9 protein-coding genes are annotated in these 7,772 nt (G+C 70.0%); 4 read left to right on the forward strand and 5 right to left on the reverse strand.

Features of this window, described 5'->3' with window-relative positions:
• From FV222_RS12245 to FV222_RS12260, 4 genes are all read right to left on the reverse strand, one after another.
• Positions 1-174 (reverse strand): DUF1178 family protein (locus FV222_RS12245; RefSeq protein ID WP_147814435.1); only part of this gene is annotated, 174 nt, incomplete at its 3' end.
• 4 nt (positions 175-178) lie between these two features.
• A complete protein-coding gene (locus tag FV222_RS12250) occupies positions 179-1,036 on the reverse strand; it encodes a carbon-nitrogen hydrolase family protein (RefSeq protein ID WP_147763330.1) in 858 nt (285 codons plus the stop codon).
• Positions 1,029-1,298 carry a glutaredoxin 3 gene (gene grxC / locus FV222_RS12255; protein WP_147763331.1) on the reverse strand — a complete coding sequence of 90 codons (270 nt, stop codon included), beginning with the start codon at positions 1,296-1,298 and terminating at the stop codon, positions 1,029-1,031. Before grxC ends, FV222_RS12250 begins: the two co-directional genes overlap by 8 nt.
• A gap of 87 nt (positions 1,299-1,385) precedes the next feature.
• Positions 1,386-1,742, reverse strand: a complete 357-nt coding sequence (locus tag FV222_RS12260) for a response regulator (protein WP_147727374.1) — start codon at positions 1,740-1,742, stop codon at positions 1,386-1,388.
• A gap of 211 nt (positions 1,743-1,953) precedes the next feature.
• On the opposite strand from FV222_RS12260, the gene FV222_RS12265 reads away from it, so the two are divergent.
• Complete coding sequence (locus FV222_RS12265) at positions 1,954-2,856, forward strand: N-formylglutamate amidohydrolase (RefSeq protein ID WP_147763332.1); 903 nt, start codon at positions 1,954-1,956, stop codon at positions 2,854-2,856.
• Positions 2,857-3,264: 408 nt separating this feature from the next.
• Here FV222_RS12265 and FV222_RS12270 read toward each other — a convergent pair whose 3' ends face one another.
• The gene (locus FV222_RS12270) at positions 3,265-4,131 is read right to left on the reverse strand and encodes a UTP--glucose-1-phosphate uridylyltransferase (protein WP_147763333.1); all 867 of its coding nucleotides are present in this window, start codon (positions 4,129-4,131) and stop codon (positions 3,265-3,267) included.
• A 162-nt stretch (positions 4,132-4,293) separates the two neighbouring features.
• Between FV222_RS12270 and galE the strand changes: the two genes are divergently transcribed.
• The 3 genes from galE to FV222_RS12285 all read left to right on the forward strand — a co-directional run.
• A complete protein-coding gene (gene galE, locus FV222_RS12275; RefSeq protein ID WP_147763334.1) occupies positions 4,294-5,286 on the forward strand; it encodes a UDP-glucose 4-epimerase GalE in 993 nt (330 codons plus the stop codon).
• Positions 5,286-6,500, forward strand: a complete 1,215-nt coding sequence (locus tag FV222_RS12280) for a lytic murein transglycosylase (RefSeq protein ID WP_147814437.1) — start codon at positions 5,286-5,288, stop codon at positions 6,498-6,500. The genes galE and FV222_RS12280 overlap by 1 nt, the downstream gene beginning before the upstream one ends.
• 104 nt (positions 6,501-6,604) lie before the next feature.
• The coding region (locus FV222_RS12285; RefSeq protein ID WP_348644936.1) for an SGNH family hydrolase at positions 6,605-7,772 on the forward strand (1,168 nt) is incomplete at its 3' end.

The following is a 7,772-nucleotide window of genomic DNA, read 5'->3' on the forward strand; positions in this document are numbered from 1 at the left end:
CGCCCGGTCGGTGCGGGCGAGGCTCGGCGCCATCAGGCCCTTGGTGACGTGCGTCGAGTCGCAGACCGGGCACGTCACCAAGCCGCGCGCGGCCTGTTCGTCGAAGGAGTCGGAGGAGGGAAACCAGCTGTCGAAGCCGTGCCCGGCCTCGCACACGAGGTTGTACCGGATCATGCCGTCACGTCGTGGCGGCTCCGGGCGTGCCGACGCGCTCGACGGTGAAGGGCCGCCCGTGCTGGAGCGAGGGGATCCGCGCCCGCGCGTCGGCCACCGCGGCGAGGTCGATCTCGGCCAGGATCACGCCTGGCTCGGTGCCGCCCGCGTCGGCCAGCACCCGGCCCCAGGGATCGACGATGAGCGAGTGCCCGTAGGTCTCGCGCCCGTCCTCGTGCTTCCCGCCCTGCGCCGCCGAGATCATGAACGATCCGGTCTCGATGGCGCGGGCCCGGTGCAGCACGTGCCAATGCGCCTCGCCGGTCTGCTTGGTGAAGCAGGCAGGCGCCGTCAGCACCGAGGCGCCGGCTTCGGCGAGCGCCCGGTACAGCGCCGGGAAGCGGATGTCGTAGCAGATGCCGAGCCCGATCTCGGCCCACGGCGTCGGCGCCACGACGGCGCAGGCGCCGCCGGTATAGGTCGAGGATTCCCGCCAGCGCTCGCCGCTCGGCAGGTCCACGTCGAACAGGTGAAGCTTGTCGTAGGCCGCGACGATCGCGCCGTTGGCGTCGATCAAAAAGGCACGGTTGGCGACCTTCTCGCCCGCGAGGATGGCGAGGGAGCCGACCTGCACCACCGTCCCGGTCTCGCGCGCCACGTCGCGAAGCGCCGCCAGCGTCTCGTCCTCGTCCTGGCCGCGAACCACGGCGAACAGTCGCGCCCGATCGCGCTCGACGAGCGAGGTCATCTCCGGGGTCTGGACGAACTGCGCGCCGCGGGAGGCGGCCTCGCGCACGCCGGCCACCGCCGCGTCGCGGTTGGCGGCCGGGTTGCGCCCAGACCGCATCTGCACGCAGGCGGCGACGAAGCGCGGCTCAGGCATTGGCCGACGCCGTCAGCAGCGCATCGAGCTTGCCGGCCTTGTCGAGGGCGTAGAGGTCGTCGCACCCGCCGACATGGGTCTCGCCCACGAAGATCTGCGGCACGCTGGTGCGCCCGCCCGCCCGCGCCATCATGGTCGCGCGCTCGCCCGGCGCCTTCTCGACGTCGATTTCCCGGAACGCGGCGCCCTTCTCCTTCAGCAGGCTCTTGGCCGCCGAGCAGTAGGGGCACCACGCCGTGGTGTAGATCGTGATCGGATGCATTGGCGTGTTCGCGTCCCGCGGATGACACGAACCATATAGCGGCCTACGGTCCCGAACGCCTATGGCCGGAACGTCACGCCGGCCGCCTCAAGCGGCCAGGAGCTTCTCGACCTCGTTGACGAGGTCGCGCAGGTGGAAGGGCTTCGACAGCACCTTAGCGTCCTTGGGGGCCTTCGAATCCGGGTTCAGCGCCACGGCGGCGAAGCCCGTGATGAACATCACCTTGATGTCAGGGTCGAGCTCGGTCGCCCGGCGGGCGAGCTCGATCCCGTCCATCTCCGGCATCACGATGTCGGTCAAAAGCAGCTCGAAGGGCTCTTCGCGCAGGCGGTTGTAGGCCGAGAGGCCGTTGTCGAACGACAGCACGTCGAAGCCGGCGTTCTGCAACGCCTTGGCCAGGAACCGGCGCATGTCGTTGTCGTCTTCCGCCAAGAGAATTTTCATCAGACGGTTCCGAACCCTCGAATCGCAACGTTCTTTTCATAAAGGGCGGCTTCGGTAAACAGAACGTTAGGATTAGGTCGTCCGGCGAGGTGACAGGCCGCACCGCGCGTGCTCGACTTGGCCGGTTGGCATAGTGGACAGGCCGTCGCCGCCGCCGCACAGTGTGACCTGACGTTGGCCGTTCCCATCCCCGACGGTGCGCCTCCTGCCGATGACGCTGCCCCTCCCGCACCTGACCGACGCCTTCGGATTCTCGCCCGCCTTCGTCGTGGACGAACCGACGCGGCACAGCCTGCCCTTCGTCTTCAACACCGGCCATTCCGGCTCGGTGTACCCGGAGAGTTTCCTGAAGGCCTCGCGCCTCGATGCGCTGGCGCTCCGCCGCTCGGAGGACGCCCATGTCGACCGGCTGTTCGCCGGGGTCGTACAGCTCGGCGCGCCGCTTCTGCGCTGCAACTTCCCGCGCGCCTACCTCGACGTGAACCGTGAGCCCTACGAACTCGACCCGCGGATGTTCGAGGGCCGGCTGCCGCCCTTCGCCAACACCCGCTCGATGCGTGTGGCGGGCGGCCTCGGGACGGTGCCCCGCGTCGTCTCGGACGGACAGGAGATCTATGCCGGCCGCATGCCGGTGGACGAGGCGGTGGCGCGCATCGACGGGTTGTACAAGCCGTACCACCGGGCCTTGCGCGGGCTGATCCTGCGCACGGTTCGTGAATTCGGGCGCTGCCTGCTGATCGACTGCCACTCGATGCCGTCCTCGAGCCTCGGGCGCGACCACGACGCGCGGGCCGACTTCGTCCTCGGCGACCGCTTCGGCACCTCCTGCGATCCGGCCCTGATCGACGCCTTCGAGGCGGCGTTCCGCGCCCGCGGGTACAAGGTGGTGCGCAACAAGCCCTATGCCGGCGGCTTCATCACCGAGCATTACGGCGAGCCGAACATCGGCCGGCACGCGCTGCAGATCGAGATCAACCGCGCCCTCTACATGAACGAGGCGAGCCTTGCGATCACGCAGGGCTTCTCCGGCCTCGTCGCGGCGCTGCGGGGTGCGATCGTGGAGGTCGCCGACGAGCTCGGCTCGGAGACGCCGCTCGGCATCGCCGCGGAGTAGGTCGCGTCTAGGAAAACGACCCGCACAACACCGTCATTCCGGGACGCCGGAGGCGAGCCAGAAATCCAAAAGCACGGTTCATTTTCCAGCTGGCGCCGTCGGCGGCTCTGGATCTCAGCCTCCGCTGCGCGGCCTCGGGATGACGGAGAGGTTCCGAGGAAGGGGTCCGCACGGCCTGATGATTCAGGCGCGCCACGAAATGCCGTTCGGCCCTGCGACCAAGAAAAAAGGCCACTCCCGAAGGAGCGGCCCGAAGTCTAGGGAGGAAACGCCCAAGAAGGGCTGCCGGACCGCGACGCCATCGCGATCCCGCAATGCACAAAGTAGATTGCGGCGCACAAAGCGCAAGCGAAATCCCCCTACCGCGCGCGCATACCCTGCCCGCACCGGCTGCACGTCCGGCGACGCTCAGTGATCTGCGAGCAGCTTGGCGATCTCCGCCTTGAGGGGCCCTGCGAGGTCCTTGCGATCGAGGGCGTAGGCGATGTTGGCGGTGAGGAAGCCGAGCTTGGAGCCGGTATCGTAGGTGCGGCCCTCGTAGCGCATGCCGAAGAAGTCCTGGCTTCCCATCAGCTTGATCATCGCATCGGTGAGCTGGATCTCGCCGCCCGCGCCCTTCTCGCCGTGCTCGAGGATTCCGAAGATCTCCGGCTGGAGGATGTAGCGGCCCGAGATGATGAAGTTCGACGGCGCGGTTCCCTGCTTCGGCTTCTCGACCATGCCGGTGACTTCGAAGGTCTGGCCGAAGGTCTCGCCGACGCTGACGATGCCGTACTGGTGCGTCTCCTCGGGCGCGACCTCTTCTACCGCGATGACGTTGCCGCCGTGCCGCTCGTAGGCGGAGAGCATCTGGCCCATGCAGCCGCGACTGAGCATGTCCGGCAGCAGCACGGCGAAGGGCTCGTCGCCGACGATCTCGCGGGCGCACCACACCGCGTGGCCGAGGCCGAGCGGCGCCTGCTGACGGGTGAAGCTGGTCTGGCCGGCGGCCGGCAGGTCGCGCTTCAGCTCCTCGTAGGCGGCCTGCTTGCCGCGCTCCTGCAGCATCCGGTCGAGCTCGAACGCGATGTCGAAATGGTCCTCGATCACCGCCTTGCCGCGGCCCGTGACGAAGATGAAGTGCTCGATGCCGGCTTCCCGCGCCTCGTCGACCACGTGCTGCACGACCGGCCGGTCGACCACCGTCAGCATCTCTTTCGGGACGGCCTTGGTGGCGGGCAGGAAGCGGGTGCCGAGGCCCGCAACGGGGAGGACGGCCTTTCGGATCGGTTTCATCAAGCAAAAACCCAAACGTGGGAGTTGGACGGGCCGGGCGTTCCTGGCAACACTAGCACGGCGAGCGATCGGCCATGGGCCGTCGCGGCGCACGATTGAGCATTATCGGTTAAAAGCAAGCTCGCGCAGGCCTGCGCGAGCGATTTCTTTCCAAGGGCGACGATGGCGGTTCTGGTCACGGGCGGTGCCGGCTATATCGGCAGCCACATGGTTCTGGCGCTTCAAGACGCCGGGCACGAGGAGGTGGTCGTCCTCGACGACCTTTCCACCGGCTTCGATTGGGCGCTGCCGCCGGAGGTGCCGCTCGTGCGCGGCGACGTCGGCGACCCCGCCCTCGTCACCGAGACGATCCTGCAGCATCGGGTCGACGCGATCGCCCACTTCGCCGCCCGCATCGTGGTGCCGGACTCTGTCGCCGACCCGCTGCACTACTACCTCGCCAACACGGTCAAGACCCGCGCCCTGATCGAGACCGCCGTCCGCACCGGCGTGAAGCACGTGATCTTCTCCTCGACCGCCGCGGTCTACGGCGAGCCGGAGACGGTGCCGGTGCCGGAGGACCTGCCCGCCAACCCGATCAACCCCTACGGCCGCTCGAAGCTGATGAGCGAGTGGATGATCCGGGACGCGGCCGCCGCGTACGGCTTCAGCTACGTCATCCTGCGCTACTTCAACGTCGCCGGCGCCGACCCGCGGGGGCGCACCGGGCAATCGACGCCGAACGCGACCCACCTGATCAAGGTCGCGACCCAGGCCGCGCTCGGCCAGCGCCCGCACCTCGAGGTGTTCGGGACCGACTACCCGACCCCGGACGGCTCGTGCCTGCGCGACTACATCCAGGTCTCGGACCTCGCCGAGGCGCACCGGGTCGCCCTCGACCACCTGCGCGCCGGCGGCGAGAGCCTGACGCTGAACTGCGGCTACGGCACCGGCTACTCGGTGCTGGAGGTGATCGACACGGTGAAGCGCGTGTCGGGGCGGGACTTCCCGGTTCGCGTCTCGACCCGCCGCCCGGGCGACCCGGCACGGATCGTCGCCGAGGCGTCGCGGATCCGCGACCGCCTCGGCTGGCGCCCGAAATACGACGACCTCGACGGGATCGTCCGGCAGGCGCTCGATTGGGAAGACGCCTTGTCCAAACGCAACCGGATCTGATGGCAATCCACCCGTTCCCCGCCGCGCTTCTCGCGCTCGGCCTCTGCATCGCCTCCGGGGCGTTCGCGGCACAGGCCGCCCCTGTCGGGAAGGCCGGCCAATCGGATGCGTTTCCGGCCTTCGTCGCCGCCCTGCGCGTCGACGCCCTGGCGAAGGGCATCACGCCCGCGACCTTCGATGCGGCGTTTCGGGGCGTGACGCCCGATCCAACTGTCCTCGCGCGGATCAAGGGTCAGAGCGAGTTCGGGCGGCCGGTCTGGGAATACCTCGTCGGCGCGGTCTCGCCCGGGCGGATCGCCCGCGGCCGGGCGCGTGCCGCAGCGCTCGGTCAGGCCCTGCCGGCGATCGAGGCGCGCTACGGCGTCCCGGCCTCGGTGCTGCTGGCGATTTGGGGCGTCGAGTCGGATTTTGGCGCGAGCGGCGGCACGGTACCAACGGTCCGCGCCCTGGCGACCCTCGCCGCCGCGCGGCACCGCGGCACGCTGTTCCGCGACGAGCTGCTGGCCGCCCTCGCGATCCTGCAGCGCGGCGACGTCGCGCCGGAGCGGATGCTCGGCAGCTGGGCCGGCGCCATGGGGCAGGTACAGTTCCTGCCCTCGACCTTCCTGGCGCACGCCGTCGACTTCGACGGCGACGGCCGGCGCGACATCTGGACGAGCGACGCCGACGCGCTCGCCTCCATCGCCGCCTACCTCAAGGATCTCGGGTGGAACTCCGCCATCTCTTGGGGTTACGCGGTCCGCCTCCCCGACCGGTTCGACCTGACCCGCTACGCGGCCGACCTCTCCGACTTCGCCCGCCGCGGCGTGCGCCGCATCGACGGCGGCGACCTGCCGGACAAGGGGGCCGCGTCCGTCTTCCTGCCCGGCGGCGCCGGCGGTCCCGCCTTCCTGATCACCGACAACTTCGAGGTGATCCGCGGCTACAACACCTCGGACTCGTATGCCCTCGCCATCGGGCACCTCGCCGACCGGCTGGCCGGAGGGCCGCCGCTCGCCGCCCCCTGGCCGAGCGCTGCCTCCCGCCTCGATAAGGCCGGGCTGCAGACGCTGCAGACAGGCCTTTCGCGCGAGGGACTCTATGCCGGCGAGGCCGACGGACGGGCGGGCCCGAAGCTGCGCGAGGCGATCCGCCGCTATCAGGTCCGCGAGGGCCTGACCGCCGACGGCTACGCGACGCCGGCGCTCCGTGACCGTCTATCGGGCAGGCCTTAGACGCGCAGTAAGGGCTCGGCTATGCTCAACCGCGGGTCGAAGTCCGCGGCACCGGAGGGCGCATGAACGGAGGGCGGATGAGACGCGATGCGACGAACCGAGTTGTGACAACCGCCAAGGGGCCCCGCATCGTCCTGGCGCTCGGGTTCGGCCTCGCTCTACCGCTCGTCCTCCTGCCGCCGTCGCCGGCCGAGGCGCAGTGGGGCGACAACTACGACCAGCCGCGCCGTCGCGGCCGCGACGCCTATTACCGCGAGGACGACGGCTATGCTCGGGCCCCGCGCCGTGCCACGGCGCCGGAGCCCGAACGAAGGCAGTTCTACTGGCCCTGGGAGGACAGGCCGAGCGCGCCCGAGCCGCGCCAGGTCGCCCCGACCTACCGTCCGCCACGTCCGCGCCCGCCGGTCGGTGCCGACGCTGCACCGCGCCAGATCCGGCGACCGCAGACCCGGCCGGCGCCCACGATCGCGGCCCCGACGCCGGCGTTGAAGAAGACCGAGGCGAAGGTGCAGATCGCGGTGTTCGGCGATTCGCTGGCCGACCACCTGAGCCGCGGACTCGACGACGTCTTCGCGGACAGCGCCGACATCGCGGTGATCGACAGGGCCAAAGGCGACAGCGGCCTCGTGCGCCGGGACGTCATCGACTGGCCGAAGGCCGCAGACGACTACCTCAAGGCGAACCCGAAGGTCGGCTACGCCGTGGTCATGCTCGGCGCCAACGATCGCCAGCCGATACGCGACGGCGACCAGACCCTCGACCCGCTCACCGATCGCTGGCGCGAGCTCTACCGCGCCCGCGTCGAGGCCTTGGTCAACGTGTTCGCCGACCGGAAGATCCCGCTGGTCTGGGTCGGCACCCCGCCGATGCGCAGCGAGAGCCTGACCCGCGACCTCGGCAGCATCAACGACATCATCCGGGACGCGGTCACCAAGGGCGGCGGCACCTACGTCGACGTCGGGCCGGGATTCTCCGACGACCGCAACCACTACACCGCCACCGGGCCGGACCTCGACGGGCAGACCGCCAAGCTGCGCACCGCCGACGGCGTGCACTTCACCCATGCCGGCGCCCGCAAGCTCGCGCATTTCGCCGACGTGGAGTTGAAGCGCCTGATGGGCGCGACGACGCCGGCCGCCCCGGAGCAGCCGGCGGCGGCCGTCTCGGCCCTGCCTGCGACGCCGCTGGATGCGGCGCCGACGAAGCTCGACGACGTCACCGCGATCGACCGGCAGATCACGGCGATGCTGCCGAGCCTGCCCGAGCCCCCGG

This window comes from Methylobacterium sp. WL103, from assembly GCF_008039885.1.
In the GTDB taxonomy this organism is placed as follows: domain Bacteria; phylum Pseudomonadota; class Alphaproteobacteria; order Rhizobiales; family Beijerinckiaceae; genus Methylobacterium; species Methylobacterium cerastii.

Excerpts from the sequence above, each read along its gene's own strand:
- FV222_RS12250 (WP_147763330.1), bottom strand. The coding sequence starts at position 1,036 with ATGCCTGAGCCGCGCTTCGTCGCCGCCTGCGTGCAGATGCGGTCTGGG.
- grxC (WP_147763331.1), bottom strand. The coding sequence starts at position 1,298 with ATGCATCCGATCACGATCTACACCACGGCGTGGTGCCCCTACTGCTCG.
- FV222_RS12260 (WP_147727374.1), bottom strand. The coding sequence starts at position 1,742 with ATGAAAATTCTCTTGGCGGAAGACGACAACGACATGCGCCGGTTCCTG.
- FV222_RS12265 (WP_147763332.1), top strand. The coding sequence starts at position 1,954 with ATGACGCTGCCCCTCCCGCACCTGACCGACGCCTTCGGATTCTCGCCC.
- FV222_RS12270 (WP_147763333.1), bottom strand. The coding sequence starts at position 4,131 with ATGAAACCGATCCGAAAGGCCGTCCTCCCCGTTGCGGGCCTCGGCACC.
- galE (WP_147763334.1), top strand. The coding sequence starts at position 4,294 with ATGGCGGTTCTGGTCACGGGCGGTGCCGGCTATATCGGCAGCCACATG.
- FV222_RS12280 (WP_147814437.1), top strand. The coding sequence starts at position 5,286 with ATGGCAATCCACCCGTTCCCCGCCGCGCTTCTCGCGCTCGGCCTCTGC.